The organism is Salmonella enterica subsp. enterica serovar Typhimurium str. LT2 (assembly GCF_000006945.2).
Classification (GTDB): domain Bacteria; phylum Pseudomonadota; class Gammaproteobacteria; order Enterobacterales; family Enterobacteriaceae; genus Salmonella; species Salmonella enterica.
The window spans coordinates 4,689,462-4,703,512 of record NC_003197.2 but is presented as its reverse complement, the minus strand read 5'-3'; the positions used below and the strand labels follow the sequence as shown (position 1 = coordinate 4,703,512).

The following is a 14,051-nucleotide window of genomic DNA, read 5'->3' as shown; positions in this document are numbered from 1 at the left end:
TTGGGTTGGTTATGAGATCCCGGCTCCCTATAATGAGCGGGGACATTCTATTACCGCTGTAATTCAGGAGAAATCATGAGCAAAACTATTGCGACGGAAAATGCACCAGCAGCAATCGGCCCATACGTACAGGGCGTTGACCTGGGTAGCATGGTAATCACTTCCGGTCAGATCCCGGTCGATCCGAAAACCGGTGCCGTAGCGGAAGACGTATCCGCTCAGGCACGTCAGTCGCTGGAAAACGTTAAAGCTATCGTGGAAGCCGCTGGCCTGAAAGTAGGCGACATTGTGAAAACGACCGTATTCGTGAAAGACCTGAACGATTTCGCGACCGTCAACGCCACCTACGAAGCCTTCTTCACCGAGCACAACGCCACCTTCCCGGCGCGTTCCTGCGTGGAAGTTGCCCGTCTGCCGAAAGACGTGAAAATTGAGATTGAAGCGATCGCTGTTCGTCGCTAAGCGCCGGACGTCATCCCCGCCGGGCGGCGCAAGTTTGCCCGGTTCGGGGCACCAACAGCCATGGAGAGGCGGCAATGGTAAGATCGCGTTTTACCGAGGAACAAATCGCCGATTTTCTGCAACAGTCGAAAAACGGCGTACCGAATAAGGCGTTGTGCGAAGAATATGGATTTAGCAACAGCACGCTCCGTCGCTGGCAGGAGAAACATGCTGAAAGCATACGCCAGGAATTAAAACAGATAGAATCTACCGCGAAGATAGTCTTTTTATGCTTCATTGTCGCAGCCATATTGCTTACCCTTATGTTTCCTAAACCCACTGCCGCCTTAGCGATTCCTCCTTACTTAGTTTATTGCATTAGCTATATTCGCCGCTTTCGTCGCATATCCGCAAAACATATCCGGCGGTGGGACATCTCCTCCTCTCGTTCTGGCTCGGGGGCAGAGAATGTATTTTACAAACTTAGCTGGACATTCCTCTTTTTTATGCCTGCATATAGCATTCTACAGTTGCTTGAATAAGCCCTGAAATTTAAAGATAAAGCCGATCGCGTTAAACTTGTCGAGCTTTACGGGCATCTGGCCTGGTTAGCGATATCGGGGATTAAGCACGCTGGCGAATCCCCGACGAAAGTGTTTACTGCCAGCCATAACGTCTGCTGTAAAACCCTTTCACCAACTGGGTTAACGTCATATATCCCACCAGAATGGCAATCAGCCACGGGAAATAGCTTAACGGCAGCGCCTGCAACTGCAGGTAAGACGCCAGCGGCGAAAACGGCAACGAGACTCCCACCACCATCACCAACAATGTCATCGCCATCAGCGGCCAAGCGGCGCGACTTTGAATAAACGGCAGACGGCGGGTACGGATCATATGCACAATCAGCGTTTGCGACAGTAATCCCACCACAAACCAGCCGGACTGGAACAAAGTTTGCGTTTCTGGCGTATTCGCATGAAATACCCACCACATCAGACAAAAGGTCAAAATGTCGAAAATCGAGCTGATCGGACCGAAAAAGACCATAAAGCGCCCCAAATCCGCCGGATTCCAGCGCTGCGGCTTTTGAATTTGTTCTTCATCGACATTATCAAACGGAATCGCCACCTGGGATACATCGTACAGTAGGTTTTGAATCAGCAAGTGCAGCGGCAGCATTGGCAGGAACGGCAAAAAGGCGCTCGCCACCAGTACGCTAAACACGTTACCGAAATTTGAGCTGGCCGTCATCTTGATATATTTCAACATATTAGAAAAAGTACGACGACCTTCAATGACGCCTTCTTCCAGCACCATCAGGCTCTTTTCCAGCAGGATAATATCGGCCGCTTCACGGGCGATGTCCACCGCGCCATCTACCGAGATACCAATATCCGCCGCCCGCAACGCCGGAGCATCGTTAATCCCGTCGCCCATAAAACCGACCACATGCCCCTCGCGTTTGAGTAAAGTGACGATGCGCTCTTTATGCATCGGCGTCAGACGCGCAAACAACGTCGTACGGGCGGCCAGCGCCGCCAGCGCGTCGTCGCTTAACCCTTCAATATCACTGCCAATAATGACATCGCCCGCATCCAGCCCAACCTCATGGCAAACTTTCGCCGCTACCAGCTCGCTGTCGCCGGTGAGAATTTTCACCGTAATTCCGCTCGCCTTCAGCGCTTTCAGCGCCGGCGCGGTGGTCTCTTTCGGCGGATCGAGAAAAGCGATATACCCTTCCAGAATGAGGTCAGACTCATCGATACGTTGGTAATCGCCCTCACGCGCAGGCAGGTATTTGGTCGCGACGGCGACCACGCGTAGCCCCTGACGGTTCAGCGTGTCGGTAACGCGTTTCACCCGGCGCAGCATATTGTCGTCCAGCGGCACAATATCGCCGTTGTGGCGCACCTGAGTACACACGTTCAGGATCTCCTGTAACGCGCCTTTGCAGACCAGTTGATGCACGTTCGAATCTTCGGCGACCACTACCGACATCCGGCGACGCTCAAAATCAAACGGGATCTCATCGATTTTCTGCCAGCGTCCGGAGAGCTGACGCGCGGCGGTTTCGTCTACTCCCTCCAGGACCGCCGTATCCAGTAAATTTTTTAGACCGGTCTGATAATGGCTGTTCAGCCAGGCGCAATGCAGTACATGCTCGCTGGGCTTACCAGAAATATCCGTGTGATTCTCCAGCACAATTTTATCCTGCGTCAGAGTGCCGGTTTTATCAGTGCACAGAATATCCATCGCGCCGAAGTTCTGAATCGCATCAAGGTGCTTCACGATAACTTTCTGTTTCGAGAGCTTCACCGCCCCGCGCGCGAGGGTGGAGGTGACGATCATCGGCAACATTTCCGGGGTGAGCCCTACCGCGACCGAGAGCGCAAATAGCGCCGCTTCCCACCAGTCACCTTTCGTGTAACCATTAATAATCAGTACTACCGGCGCCATGACCAGCATAAAGCGGATCAGCAACATACTGACGCGGCTAATTCCTTTCTGGAAAGCGTTCTGCTCGTTATCTTGTTCCGACACGCGCCCCGCCAATTGACCAAACCAGGTGCCGGCGCCGGTCGCCATCACCACGGCCTGCGCCGTTCCGCTCACGACGTTCGTCCCCATAAAGCACAGCGTGTCGCACTCAAGCGGGTTATTTTGCCGGGGCTCACGCGTCGCGGCGACTTTCTCGACTGGCAGAGATTCGCCGGTCAGCGACGCCTGGGCGACAAACAGATCGCGCGCCTGGATAATCCGTAAATCCGCCGGGATCATATCCCCCGCCGCCAGCTTAATAATATCGCCGGGCACCAGTTGATCGATGGGTAATTCCAGCCAGGCATTTTCGCCATTTTCATTAATAACCCGCAGTACGGTAGCGGTATTGCTCACCATCGCTTTTAGCGCGTCCGCCGCTTTTGTCGAGCGCGCTTCCTGCACAAAATTCAGCAGCGTTGAGATACCGACCATCAGGGCGATAACGCCTGCGGCAAACAGATCCTCCGTGGCATAAGAAATGCCGCCAAGAATCGTGAGTAAGATGTTGAAAGGATTGCGATAACATACCCACAGATGCACCCACCACGGCGAGGGTTTCTGTGCCGGAAGGCGGTTTTCGCCATGCTTTTCACGCGCGCGCGTCACCTCGGCAGCGTTTAATCCCTCCGGGTGCGTATCAAAAACGCGCCAGAGAGTCTCCTGCTCCATTGCCGCGACTTTCAGACAGCGCTCGCTCAGCGAAGGCGGGATAGTCGCATTTACCGCGGTCTGCGCGCCGGGCAGCGGATCGCGGTGAACCAGACGATAAGGCAAATGACGATTAAGCCGGGCAAAAAGCTGGCGGGTAATGATTTTTAGCATAGGTAATCCCTCCGCGCCGAAGTCAGGCGCAGAAAATTCTTCAGGCACGGCAAAGCCTTGCCCGATGAGCAATGTTTAAATAAAAACAGGGACGTTATTGTGTCACTGTCTTACACACCGGTAAGACAGCAGAGGCAGGCTTACCGGAAAAGGAAAATTCTCCATCGCGGGAGAGGGGTGGGTTCAGGGTCCATGTCGCCTCCGGTAAGTAAATAATTTGCGCCGCGGATTATACGCATAAATCCATAAGTTTTGTGGCAATTATGGCGGTATCATACCGTTACGTAATTAAACCAACGATAAACCAGACTTTGCCCATTGCCCTTCGCTTGAGTAAAGTTACTCTTTTTATCACCATCAGCGTCACGCCACGGGAAAACAGGATGCAAAACCGGCTCACTATCAAAGACATCGCCCGCCTGAGCGGCGTAGGGAAATCAACCGTTTCCCGCGTGCTTAACAATGAAAGCGGCGTAAGCGAACGTACCCGCGAGCGTGTCGAAGCGGTGATGAATCAACACGGTTTCTCCCCGTCCCGCTCCGCCCGCGCGATGCGGGGACAAAGCGATAAAGTGGTCGCTATTATCGTCACTCGCCTTGATTCGTTGTCTGAAAACCTCGCGGTTCAGACCATGCTGCCTGCGTTTTACGAACAGGGCTACGACCCTATTATGATGGAAAGTCAGTTCTCGCCGACGCTGGTAATGGAACATCTGGGCATGCTCAGACGACGTAACATTGATGGCGTGGTGCTGTTTGGCTTTACCGGCATCACAGAAGAGTTGATCGCCCCCTGGAAAGCCTCGCTGGTGCTGCTGGCAAGAGATGCGCAAGGTTTTGCCTCCGTCTGTTACGACGACGAGGGCGCGATTCATATCCTTATGCAGCGGCTGTATGAGCAGGGACACCGCAACATTAGCTTTCTGGGCGTTCCCCATAGCGATATTACCACCGGCAAACGTCGGCATGACGCATACCTGGCGTTTTGCAAAAAACATAAACTTCACCCCGTCGCCGCCCTGCCCGGTCTTGCCATGAAGCAGGGCTATGAGCATACGGCAAGCGTCATCATGCCGGATACCACCGCGTTAGTCTGCGCCACCGATACGCTGGCGTTGGGCGCCAGTAAGTATTTACAGGAGCAACGTATTGAGACGCTGCAACTGGCAAGCGTCGGGAACACGCCGCTGATAAAATTCCTGCACCCGGAGATCGTCACTGTCGATCCTGGCTATGCTGAAGCCGGACGACAGGCGGCTTCGCAGCTGATCGAACAGATCAATGGCCGCTGCGATCCGCGCCGGATCGTCATTCCTTCTACCCTCGCCTGAGTGACTAATTAAACGGAATACCACGAGTAATTTGTGATCGTCGCTGCGTTTCGGGAACGTTCCCATTTTTAAACCAACGTTGAAGAGCTACTCTTGCGCCAACCCATAACATATCTCCTCTGCCATGAGGCTTTACGATGAGCAAAGTAAAACAAGCCGATATCGACCGGCTGATTGACCTGGTCGGCGGGCGCGACAACATCGCCACGGTGAGCCACTGCATTACTCGCCTGCGCTTTGTGCTCCACCAGCCCGCGAACGCCAGGCCAAAAGAGATCGAACAATTACCGATGGTTAAAGGTTGTTTCACCAACGCTGGTCAGTTTCAGGTGGTGATTGGCACCGACGTTGGCGATTACTATAACGCGCTGCTGGAGACCACCGGCAAAGCGTATGCTGATAAAGAGCAGGCCAAAAAAGCCGCTCGCCAGAACATGAAATGGCATGAGCAGTTAATTTCCCACTTTGCGGAGATCTTCTTTCCGCTACTACCGGCGTTGATCAGCGGCGGTTTGATCTTAGGCTTTCGTAACGTGATCGGCGATGTGCCGATGAGCAACGGCCAAACGCTGGCGCAGATGCATCCGGCGCTAAAAACGCTTTATGATTTTTTATGGTTGATCGGCGAAGCGATCTTTTTCTATCTGCCGGTGGGAATCTGCTGGTCGGCGGTGAAAAAATGGGCGGCACGCCGATTCTTGGTATCGTGCTCGGCGTGACGCTGGTGTCGCCGCAGTTGATGAATGCGTATCTGCTGGGCCAGCAAACGCCGGACGTCTGGAACTTCGGCTTATTTAGCATTGAGAAAGTGGGCTACCAGGCGCAGGTTATCCCGGCGCTACTGGCAGGGCTGGCGCTTGGATTTATTGAAACGCGGTTGAAACGCATCGTGCCGGATTATCTCTACCTGGTCGTCGTCCCGGTGTGTTCGTTAATACTGGCCGTCTTTCTCGCCCACACCTTTATCGGCCCCTTTGGTCGTATGATCGGCGACGGCGTGGCCTTTGCGGTACGTTATCTGATGACCGGCAGTTTCGCCCCGATAGGCGCGGCGCTGTTCGGCTTCCTGTATGCCCCGCTGGTCATTACCGGTGTCCACCAGACAACGCTCGCTATCGATATGCAGATGATCCAGAGCATGGGCGGTACGCCAGTCTGGCCGCTGATTGCGCTGTCGAATATCGCGCAGGCCTCCGCCGTGGTGGGCATCATCATCTCCAGCCGTAAACACAATGAACGCGAGATCTCCGTTCCTGCCGCCATTTCCGCTTACCTTGGGGTAACTGAACCGGCGATGTACGGTATCAACCTGAAGTATCGTTTTCCGATGCTGTGCGCGATGATCGGATCTGGTCTGGCGGGACTGCTCTGCGGTCTGAACGGCGTCATCGCCAACGGTATCGGCGTGGGCGGCCTGCCGGGCATCCTGTCTATACCGCCGCGCTACTGGCAGGTGTACGGCATGGCGATGGTTATCGCGATCGTGATCCCGGTGATTCTGACCACCTTTATCTATCAGCGTAAGCATCGTCAGGGCACATTACAAATTGTCTAATACTTCTTCGGGGCGCAGTTGCGTCCCAACGCACTTGCAGGAAACAACAATGACTATTCCCCTCTGGTGGCAAAACGGCGTTATTTATCAGATCTACCCAAAAAGTTTTCAGGACACGACCGGCAGCGGCACCGGCGATTTACGCGGCGTCACGCAGCGCCTTGACTATCTACAGCGACTCGGCGTGGACGCCATCTGGCTCACGCCGTTTTATATCTCGCCGCAGGTGGATAACGGTTATGACGTCGCAAATTATACGGCTATCGACCCGACCTACGGCACGCTGGATGATTTTGACGAGCTGGTCGCGCAGGCGAAAGCACGCGGTATTCGTATCATCCTGGATATGGTGTTTAACCATACTTCTACCCAGCACGCCTGGTTTCGCGAAGCGCTGAACAAAGAGAGTCCATACCGTCAGTTTTATATCTGGCGCGATGGCACGCCGGATGTCTGCCCGAATAACTGGCAATCCAAATTTGGCGGCAGCGCCTGGCGCTGGCATAGCCAGAGCGAACAATATTATTTACACCTTTTCGCGCCTGAACAGGCCGACCTGAACTGGGAAAACCCCGCCGTACGCGCCGAGCTGAAAAAGGTCTGCGAATTCTGGGCCGATCGCGGCGTGGATGGCCTGCGTCTGGACGTGGTGAACCTGATCGCCAAAGATCAGAATTTTCCTGACGATCCGACGGGCGATGGACGCCGCTTTTATACCGACGGGCCGCGCGCGCATACGTTTTTACGCGAAATGAACCGTGACGTTTTTACGCCGCGTAATCTGATGACGGTAGGCGAAATGTCCTCTACCACGCTGGAAAACTGCCAGCAATATGCCGCGCTTAGCGGCGACGAACTCTCGATGACCTTCAATTTTCATCATCTGAAGGTGGATTACCCCAATGGCGAAAAGTGGACGCTGGCAAAACCTGATTATGTGGCGCTGAAAGCGTTGTTCCGCCACTGGCAACAGGGGATGCATAACGTCGCCTGGAACGCGTTATTCTGGTGTAATCACGATCAGCCGCGCATCGTTTCCCGCTTTGGCGACGAGGGTGAATACCGGGTTCCAGCCGCGAAAATGTTGGCGATGGCGCTGCACGGTATGCAAGGGACGCCTTATATCTATCAGGGCGAAGAAATCGGCATGACCAACCCACACTTTACCCGCATCACCGATTATCGCGACGTGGAAAGCCATAACATGTTTGCCGCGCTACGCGCCGCCGGGCGCGACCCCGACGAACTGCTGGCTATTCTGGCCAGTAAATCCCGCGACAACAGCCGCACGCCGATGCAATGGGACAACGGTAAAAACGCCGGTTTCACCCAAGGCGAGCCGTGGATAAGCCTGTGCGATAACTATACGGAGGTTAACGTCGAGGCGGCATTACGCGATGAAAACTCGGTGTTTTACACCTATCAAAAGCTGATTGCGCTACGTAAAACCCAGCCTGTACTGATCTGGGGCGATTATCAGGATCTCCTCCCGGATAGCCCATCAGTATGGTGTTATCGCCGCCAGTGGCAGGGGCAAATCCTGCTGGTTGTCGCCAATCTGAGTAACCAGTGCCAGGAGTGGCATCCGCCGCATATCAAAGGACAGTGGCAGGCGCTACTGCATAATTATGGCGAGGTCGCCAGCCAGCCAGCCGCGATGACGCTCCGCCCATTTGAAGCCATCTGGTGGTTACAACGCTAACGCGACATCCTTATACGGATAAACGCCACAAACCTATTGACACGGGCTGTGGCGTTGCTCCAGGTTACTGACTGTTTTTGTTGAATAATTAATCAGATTTTTCTTGCTATCTTTTACAAACGCTACAGCGCCCGCCATCTGTACGCTCTGATTTTTACCTTGTTCTACATCAATAAAATTGCAAACATCCTTGATGCAAATCACTACATATAGACTTTAAAATGCACACCGACCCAATATGTTGTATTAATTGACTACAATTGCTACAACACCTGTTCACTCGACACAAGGTGAATTGTGGATAACCTGGGTCAGGATTGCGGGAAGTCGTTGGAAAAGAGATGAATAAACCTGTTATGGCTTCCCCGGCCTCTGTGGATAACCTGTTCTTACAAATATGGAGTGATCATGACACCGCATGTGATGAAACGAGATGGCTGTAAAGTGCCATTCAAATCAGAGCGCATTAAGGAAGCCATTCTACGTGCAGCTAAAGCAGCGGGAGTCGATGACGCAGATTACTGTGCCACCGTCGCAGAAGTCGTTAGCAGCCAAATGAACGCGCGCAGTCAGGTGGATATTAACGAGATCCAAACTGCGGTTGAAAACCAACTGATGTCCGGCCCGTACAAACAGCTTGCCCGCGCCTACATCGAATACCGTCACGATCGCGACATTCAGCGTGAAAAGCGTGGTCGTCTGAACCAGGAAATTCGCGGCCTGGTAGAGCAAACTAACTCCGCGTTGCTCAATGAAAACGCCAACAAAGACAGTAAAGTCATTCCCACCCAGCGCGATTTGCTGGCCGGGATTGTCGCCAAACACTATGCCCGCCAGCACCTGTTGCCGCGTGACGTAGTACAAGCGCATGAGCGCGGCGATATCCACTATCACGATCTCGACTATTCGCCGTTCTTCCCGATGTTCAACTGTATGTTGATCGACCTGAAAGGCATGTTGACCCAGGGCTTTAAGATGGGTAACGCCGAGATCGAACCGCCGAAATCAATCTCTACCGCCACTGCCGTTACCGCGCAGATTATCGCGCAGGTCGCCAGCCATATTTATGGCGGCACCACCATTAACCGTATCGACGAAGTGCTGGCGCCGTTTGTCACCGAAAGCTACAACAAGCACCGCAAAACCGCCGATGAGTGGCAGATCCCGGATGCCGAAGGGTATGCGCGTTCTCGCACCGAAAAAGAGTGCTACGACGCCTTCCAGTCGCTGGAATACGAAGTTAACACGCTGCACACCGCTAACGGCCAGACGCCTTTCGTTACCTTTGGTTTTGGCCTCGGCACCAGTTGGGAGTCGCGTCTGATCCAGGCGTCTATTTTGCGTAACCGTATCGCCGGTCTGGGTAAAAATCGCAAAACCGCCGTGTTCCCGAAACTGGTCTTCGCTATCCGCGATGGTTTGAACCACAAGTTTGGCGATCCGAACTACGACATTAAACAACTGGCGCTGGAGTGCGCGAGCAAGCGCATGTATCCGGACATCCTCAACTACGATCAGGTGGTCAAAGTCACCGGTTCGTTCAAAACGCCAATGGGCTGCCGCAGCTTCCTCGGCGTGTGGGAGAACGAAAACGGCGAGCAGATCCACGACGGGCGTAACAACCTGGGCGTGATTAGCCTTAACCTGCCGCGCATCGCGCTGGAAGCAAAAGGCGACGAAACCGCATTCTGGAAACTGCTGGATGAACGTCTGGCGCTGGCGCGGAAGGCGCTGATGACCCGTATCGCCCGCCTTGAAGGCGTGAAAGCCCGCGTCGCGCCTATCCTGTATATGGAAGGCGCCTGCGGCGTGCGGCTGAAAGCGGACGACGACGTGTCTGAAATCTTTAAAAATGGTCGTGCGTCCATCTCTCTGGGCTACATTGGTATCCATGAAACCATTAACGCGCTGTTCGGCGGCGAACACCTGTACGACAGCGAGCAACTTCGCGCTAAAGGCATCGCGATTGTGGAGCGTCTGCGCCAGGCCGTGGATCAGTGGAAAGACGAGACCGGCTACGGCTTTAGCCTGTACAGCACGCCAAGTGAAAACCTCTGTGACCGCTTCTGCCGTCTGGATACCGCCGAGTTCGGCGTGGTGCCGGGCGTAACCGATAAAGGTTACTACACCAACAGCTTCCACCTCGACGTGGAGAAGAAGGTCAACCCGTACGACAAAATCGATTTCGAAGCGCCGTATCCGCCGCTGGCGAACGGGGGTTTCATTTGCTACGGCGAATACCCGAACATTCAGCACAACCTGAAAGCGCTGGAAGATGTCTGGGATTACAGCTATCAGCATGTACCGTATTACGGCACCAACACGCCGATCGATGAATGCTACGAGTGCGGCTTTACCGGGGAGTTCGAATGTACCAGTAAAGGTTTCACCTGCCCGAAATGCGGCAACCACGACGCCGCGCGCGTCTCGGTCACCCGCCGCGTGTGCGGTTATTTAGGCAGCCCGGACGCGCGTCCGTTTAACGCCGGTAAGCAGGAAGAAGTGAAGCGCCGCGTGAAGCATTTAGGCAATGGGCAGATAGGTTAATTTCCGTTTGCAAAGACCGTAGGCCTGATAAGACGCAATCGCGTCGTCATCAGGCATCACAATGTTGCCGGATGCGGTGCAAGCACCTTATCCGGCCTACATGCTTTCTGGACACCCGCTATGCGCTACCACCAATACTACCCCGTAGACATCGTTAACGGCCCCGGCACCCGCTGCACCCTGTTTGTGTCAGGGTGCGTGCATGAATGCCCTGGCTGCTATAACAAAAGCACCTGGCGGCTGAACTCCGGCCAGCCGTTTACCAAAGAGATGGAAGATAAGATCATTGCCGATCTGAACGACACGCGCATTCACCGTCAGGGGATCTCGCTGTCGGGCGGCGATCCGCTGCATCCGCAAAACGTACCGGATATCCTGGCACTGGTACAACGCATCCACGCGGAGTGCCCGGGGAAAGATATCTGGGTGTGGACCGGCTACAAGCTCGATGAACTCAACGCCGCACAGATGCAGGTAGTCGATCTCATCAACGTGCTGGTCGATGGCAAATTTGTGCAGGATCTGAAAGACCCGGCGCTTATCTGGCGCGGTAGCAGCAACCAGGTAGTGCATCATTTGCGTTGATCGCTAAAGCCGTTTGTTTGCATCGTGATAGACGGCTGAATGTTCTCGCTTGCCGACCGCAACAACAAACACAATCACAACGTCATCCCGAACCTGGTACACCAGACGATAACCGGACGATTTAAGCTTAATTTTATAGCAGTCAGGAAGACCGTTTAAACGGGCAGAGTCGATTCTGGGGTTCAATAGCACATCAGCCAACTTTTTCTTAAGCTGAGCCTTCACCGTATCGCCCAGCTTATGCCACTCTTTTAAGGCCCTCGGGTCGAATTCCAGTTCATAAGTCATCCAGACTAACCTTGATTCCCTTTTGCGGACTAGACAGCCTCTCCCGAACTGTCTGAATCAATGCATCTTCACTGTCGCTAAGAGTGACGGTTTTCACTGGCATGCGCCCCGTTTCCGCGACGTACTGGAACAGTAATCGCACGGCTTCCGTTGGAGTAATGTTCAGTTTTTCCAGCACGGCATAAGCCTCATTTTTGAGTTTGTCATCCAGACGGACGTTCAGCGTGGCCATTATGCCTCCAGTAGAATCGAATGTGTAATGCAGTTTAGCATTACATTCGCATTACATCGAATTCTGGATAACGCCTCTCAAAAACGACTCACGCACTCCATCGCGACCGTTTTAAATTGCGTAAAATTCTGACATGCGCATAGGCGCGTCATGGCGCGTTCGCGCAGGAAAGTGACGAAAATATCGTAGATGGCCATCGCCTCTTCATACTCACTTTTGCTGATGGCGAGTAAAAAAATAACGTGCGCCGTTTCGTCACCCCAGGCAATCCCCTGCGGCGCGAGCACCGTATAAACCACCGTTTTCTTCGCCAGCAGCCCCAGCGCGTGCGGCAAGGCAATCCCGTCGCCTAATAACGTACTGACGATAGCTTCACGTTCAATAACCGAATCGAGAAACGCCGCATCAACAAAGCCTTCCTCGTGCAACTGATCGCACAGCGTTTTAAACAGCGTCTGTTGATCTATTTCCCCCTCCACGATGCGAAAATGCGAGGCATCGAAATATTTATCCAGCATCCACGGACGGGTTCTGTCCACCAGCACCAGCTTACCGATCTGCTCCAATTGATAGTCGGTAGGAAAGGGGGCGATCATGATGACCGGCTTATCTTTTTCGCCGATCCGCGCCGTGGAAATCACAAAATCCTCCACAATACTGTCCCGCGCCTCATAGTCGCGTAGTGTCAGAGTGAGGGCAATCTCAATCTGCGGGTATTTCCGCGCCAGTACCGCTTCAATCATCCGCACCATCGCATTACCAGCATCGCACACCAGCAGTACCTGCGGCTGCCGCTGGTAGCCAATGTTGTAACTACGTTCCAGCCCAACGCCAATATGCAGCACCAGAAAACCGATTTCGTTTTCGCTAATGGTATACGGCGTGTATTTTCCCCAACTCGATATCGCCGCCAACGTCATATCCCACGCCATCGGATAGTGCTGCTTAATATTTTCCAGTAGTGGGTTGGGGATCATGATCTGGTAGCGCACGCGGGTGATCATCGTTTTGATGTGGGTCAGCAAGTCCGCGTGAAGCTGTTTATCATTCAACAGGTTATAGTTGTACTGGGTATTAATAAAATTGAGGATATAGTGCACCAGCGCCTCTTCATCATCGGCATTAATGGCGCTGGGGGCAATCTCCTGTACCTGGCGGGCGGCAATATGCACCTTCAGCCAGCTTACTTCCGGCTCCGACAGCGGCTTGTCAGCCAGCTGTTGTAGTAGCTCCGCAATCTCATGCGCCGCATGGCGCACCTTTTCATCGACCTCCTCTGCCACGCATTCCGATAACGGATACCCCTCGCGAATACGCCGTACCGCCACCGCGCAGTATAAACGCAGAAACAGCTCGCCCTCATCGGTCAGGCGGATTTGACAATGAGAGAAAATATCCGGCAAAAGAGACCGCAGCCGTTGAGACACCTCGGTGTTCAGCGTGGTACTAACAATTAACGGATGAGAGGGCTCCTGCTGCGCCAGCGTCCATAAAAGGTCGGTCAGACAGGCGCGAATCGCCATCTCTCCGCCAAACAATTTCATGCCATGACGCGGACGCGTTTCCAGCGTCAGATGATAACGCAGCAAATGCTCGCGCACGTCCGCCATGTCGTTCTGCAACGTCGCACGGCTGACAAACCATTCATCTGCTAAATCCTCCAGCTTCAGCGAGAAGGCGGAGGTTAAAAAACGCGCCAGCAAATAGTGTATCCGCTCCTGGCTGGTGCGCGGACCGCGCGCCAGGGCGGGAGATTGCTGCGTTTGCAGGGATTGATAACGTGCCGGATCATCAATTTTGAGCTGATACCCGTTGCCGCGGCTGAGAGTAAATTGCGCGCCATGCGGCGTCAGCAACATGTTCAGCGCGGCGATATCCGCCCGAACGGTACGCGTGGAGACCGACAACCGCTGCGCCAGCTCGTCCTGCGGCAGCGTCTCGTTTTGCAGCATCGCAAATAGCTGCGCTAAACGTTGGTTGGGGAATCGCACGTCTCTCTCCTCA

Annotated in this window: 10 protein-coding genes, 1 pseudogene and 14 other annotated features; of the genes and pseudogenes, 7 read left to right on the top strand and 4 right to left on the bottom strand. The window is 53.9% G+C overall.

Features of this window, described 5'->3' with window-relative positions; genetic code table 11:
* Positions 1-64 precede the first annotated feature (64 nt).
* Positions 65-70 (top strand) — a ribosome-binding site (putative RBS for yjgF; RegulonDB:STMS1H004335).
* Both yjgF and STM4457 read left to right on the top strand, forming a co-directional pair.
* Positions 65-462 (top strand): putative translation initiation inhibitor gene (gene yjgF, locus STM4458; RefSeq protein ID NP_463318.1). Within the gene, positions 76-462 belong to an annotated coding region; the region does not span the whole gene. Its footprint overlaps the feature before it by 6 nt.
* Positions 463-530: 68 nt before the next feature.
* Positions 531-536, top strand: a ribosome-binding site (putative RBS for STM4457; RegulonDB:STMS1H004334).
* Positions 531-983, top strand: a protein-coding gene (locus STM4457) for a putative transposase (RefSeq protein ID NP_463317.1). Within the gene, positions 537-983 belong to an annotated coding region; the region does not span the whole gene. Its footprint overlaps the feature before it by 6 nt.
* Before the next feature lie 115 nt (positions 984-1,098).
* Here STM4457 and mgtA read toward each other — a convergent pair.
* Positions 1,099-3,822, bottom strand: a protein-coding gene (mgtA, locus tag STM4456) for a P-type ATPase (protein NP_463316.1). Within the gene, positions 1,099-3,807 belong to an annotated coding region; the region does not span the whole gene.
* Positions 3,817-3,822 (bottom strand) — a ribosome-binding site (putative RBS for mgtA; RegulonDB:STMS1H004333). (Overlaps the previous gene by 6 nt.)
* Positions 3,823-4,115: 293 nt before the next feature.
* Positions 4,116-4,124: a -35 signal (putative -35_signal for treR; RegulonDB:STMLTH004676), on the top strand.
* Between mgtA and treR the strand changes: the two genes are divergently transcribed.
* From treR to nrdG, 5 genes and pseudogenes are all read left to right on the top strand, one after another.
* Positions 4,116-5,138, top strand: a protein-coding gene (gene treR, locus STM4455; protein NP_463315.1) for a transcriptional repressor of treABC. Within the gene, positions 4,191-5,138 belong to an annotated coding region; the region does not span the whole gene. (Overlaps the previous feature by 9 nt.)
* Positions 4,132-4,140: a -10 signal (putative -10_signal for treR; RegulonDB:STMLTH004676), on the top strand. (Overlaps the previous gene by 9 nt.)
* Positions 4,178-4,183, top strand: a ribosome-binding site (putative RBS for treR; RegulonDB:STMS1H004332).
* Positions 5,137-5,145 (top strand) — a -35 signal (putative -35_signal for treB; RegulonDB:STMLTH004675).
* Positions 5,146-5,155: 10 nt before the next feature.
* Positions 5,156-5,164: a -10 signal (putative -10_signal for treB; RegulonDB:STMLTH004675), on the top strand.
* A gap of 111 nt (positions 5,165-5,275) precedes the next feature.
* Positions 5,276-6,693: pseudogene (treB, locus tag STM4454) on the top strand (pseudogene; frameshift).
* A 37-nt stretch (positions 6,694-6,730) separates the two neighbouring features.
* Positions 6,731-6,736 (top strand) — a ribosome-binding site (putative RBS for treC; RegulonDB:STMS1H004330).
* Positions 6,731-8,395, top strand: a protein-coding gene (treC, locus tag STM4453) for a trehalose- 6-P hydrolase (RefSeq protein ID NP_463314.1). Within the gene, positions 6,743-8,395 belong to an annotated coding region; the region does not span the whole gene. It overlaps the preceding feature by 6 nt.
* 397 nt (positions 8,396-8,792) lie before the next feature.
* Positions 8,793-8,798 (top strand) — a ribosome-binding site (putative RBS for nrdD; RegulonDB:STMS1H004329).
* Positions 8,793-10,942, top strand: a protein-coding gene (gene nrdD, locus STM4452; RefSeq protein NP_463313.1) for an anaerobic ribonucleoside-triphosphate reductase. Within the gene, positions 8,804-10,942 belong to an annotated coding region; the region does not span the whole gene. It overlaps the preceding feature by 6 nt.
* Before the next feature lie 107 nt (positions 10,943-11,049).
* Positions 11,050-11,055: a ribosome-binding site (putative RBS for nrdG; RegulonDB:STMS1H004328), on the top strand.
* Positions 11,050-11,527 (top strand): anaerobic ribonucleotide reductase activating protein gene (nrdG, locus tag STM4451; protein NP_463312.1). Within the gene, positions 11,063-11,527 belong to an annotated coding region; the region does not span the whole gene. (Overlaps the previous feature by 6 nt.)
* A 3-nt stretch (positions 11,528-11,530) precedes the next feature.
* Here the strand turns inward: nrdG and STM4450 are convergent.
* The 3 genes from STM4450 to STM4448 all read right to left on the bottom strand — a co-directional run bounded on the left by STM4450 (position 11,531) and on the right by STM4448 (position 14,046).
* Positions 11,531-11,828, bottom strand: a protein-coding gene (locus STM4450; RefSeq protein ID NP_463311.1) for a putative inner membrane protein. Within the gene, positions 11,531-11,815 belong to an annotated coding region; the region does not span the whole gene.
* Positions 11,805-12,058 (bottom strand): putative copG family helix-turn-helix protein gene (locus tag STM4449; RefSeq protein ID NP_463310.1). Within the gene, positions 11,805-12,047 belong to an annotated coding region; the region does not span the whole gene. The genes STM4450 and STM4449 overlap by 24 nt, the downstream gene beginning before the upstream one ends.
* Positions 11,823-11,828: a ribosome-binding site (putative RBS for STM4450; RegulonDB:STMS1H004327), on the bottom strand. Its footprint overlaps the gene before it by 6 nt.
* Positions 12,053-12,058, bottom strand: a ribosome-binding site (putative RBS for STM4449; RegulonDB:STMS1H004326). (Lies within the gene STM4449.)
* Positions 12,059-12,124: 66 nt before the next feature.
* Positions 12,125-14,046, bottom strand: a protein-coding gene (locus STM4448) for a putative phosphotransferase system mannitol/fructose-specific IIA domain (Ntr-type) (RefSeq protein ID NP_463309.1). Within the gene, positions 12,125-14,038 belong to an annotated coding region; the region does not span the whole gene.
* Positions 14,041-14,046 (bottom strand) — a ribosome-binding site (putative RBS for STM4448; RegulonDB:STMS1H004325). (Overlaps the previous gene by 6 nt.)
* Positions 14,047-14,051: the final 5 nt, after the last annotated feature.